The sequence below is a fragment of the Bartonella sp. AU18XJBT genome (assembly GCF_028618595.1).
Taxonomy (GTDB): Bacteria; Pseudomonadota; Alphaproteobacteria; order Rhizobiales; family Rhizobiaceae; genus Bartonella.
In genome coordinates, this window is sequence record NZ_JAQITE010000121.1 from 1 (window position 1) to 1867 (window position 1867).

The window sequence follows — 1867 nt, forward strand, 5'->3', positions numbered from 1 at the left end:
GAAACTGTATTAAGGAGAGCCAAAGAGTGTACATCAATGCGTGCATCCGCCGCCTCTCGCTCCTTTAAAACGGTCAGATGTTCTTCAGCAAAATGAACGGCGTGATTAACATATTTTTCCACATCATCGTCATCTAAATATTCAGAAATCGTACCTGCTTCTAAAAAATTTTTGTAGGAGGATGTGAATTGCAATTTAAGAATCCCCTCTGCTTTTTCAATCAGTGCATCATCAACTGCTTCATCTGTAGAGCCAAAATCGATACTATCGCTATATTTATCAACTAGTACTACAACATCATCTAAGGTATAGGTTTTCATAGATGAACCTCAAAACGTGCGTGATAGACGCTCCATATTTCTTCACTATCAATTTCACCTCTTCCATAGTTTTTTCCAAAAACTCTTGTAAAAAGGGATAGGTTGCGGAATGGGAGCTTTTTCAGTCTTTTCAATCGGTTGATCACCATCAGGTATCTCAACTCCCACGCTTTCTTTAATTCTTTTGCAAAGGAATTCATAAAAATTACTTGCGTAATATTCGCAATCTTCAGATGGAAGCATGACATAAAGTGGGCATTCACCATCCTGAAACTGAGTATAATCAAAGTAAAAGGTTTCACCAAAATCAGTTCTATTCACGGCAAGCTGATTTGGTTTTGCGAAACCATTTTTTATATCCGTCAAATGATAGAAAACAATATCACCAGCAGGACACTTATCAAAACTTGCGTTATAAATGCTAAATATTTCATAACCTCCAATTTCTCCTCCTTTATAATTTTTTAAAAAGTCTTTATAAGAAGTTGTAAACTTTACACCAAGAATTTTCTCAGCTTCTTCAATCCTTTCATTACTAACCGCATCCTCTGCAGTGCCAAAATCAACAATATCACTATATTTCTCAACCAACTCTGCAACATCATCTAAGGTGTAAGTTTTCATAATTTGTTCTCCTATAAATTGTTATTTTTTAATTTTTGTATCTTTCGGTTTATAACATTCAGCACATAACATCCAAAGTTCTTCTCTCAACTTTTTAAACAAATCTCTATCAATATCTGATCCCATTTCCTTAGGCCTATTATGAAGGATACGATGATATTTTTTATGAAACTCGTTTGTCACCATTGCTAGAGGACCATCATGTGTTTGCAATATGTGATGGAATTCAATGGATTTATCATCAAATCCTATGGGCGCTCTTCCTGCTGTCATCTTTTCAATATTTGTACCTTCTACTTCTTTCCCTTTTTCTATCCAAGTAACAATTCGGTAAGGATTAAACAGCTTTTCACTCTCATAAACTTCATATTTTTGAGTAATTATTTCTCCTTTGTGAGGTATTTCAAGCTCAAAAACAGTGGATTTTCTGTCTGACCATAAATGTTCTCCTTGTGTGAAATATTGAGTTTTAGCAATTTCATCTCTGATTTTTTCCGTTGATTGAGCAATGTCTTTTTCTGGATAAATATCTTTTATTTTATTTCTGACTTCTTCAATTGTCTGAGAAGCTTTGTTTCCTGTTTGCTCATGAACTGCAACAGCTTTATCGCTTATTTTTTCCGTTGATTGAGCGATGTCTTTGCCTGCTTTTGCAGCCGTTACCTCAGCCTTAGCTACTAATTTGGCAAGAGCTTTTTCGGTAAGCTTGCCAACAAGCTTTATGGCTCCCTTGGCTGCTCCAGCAACTCCTGTCATTAGGGATGCTGTTTCAGTCAATAATTTTCCAAATTCAAGACCAGCTTTAAAGGATCCACCAGCACCGGCTCGCTCATATTCCTCCTCCATTTTATTAATGCGATCTACATAGGACTGTCCAAGGGTCCGACCAATTGTTGCCAAAATCTCACCACTGCTGAAAAAAT

General features: G+C 36.2%; 2 protein-coding genes and 1 pseudogene. All 3 read right to left on the reverse strand.

From position 1 onward, the window contains the following. Positions 1-320, reverse strand: a pseudogene (locus PVV60_RS10385) (hypothetical protein); the annotation flags it as partial. Positions 321-374: 54 nt separating this feature from the next. Then, on the reverse strand, positions 375-944 hold the full coding sequence (locus tag PVV60_RS10390; RefSeq protein ID WP_273724660.1) for an SMI1/KNR4 family protein: 570 nt from the start codon (positions 942-944) through the stop codon (positions 375-377). Between the two features lie 21 nt (positions 945-965). Then, positions 966-1867 (reverse strand): HNH/ENDO VII family nuclease (locus PVV60_RS10395; protein WP_273724661.1); only part of this gene is annotated, 902 nt, incomplete at its 5' end.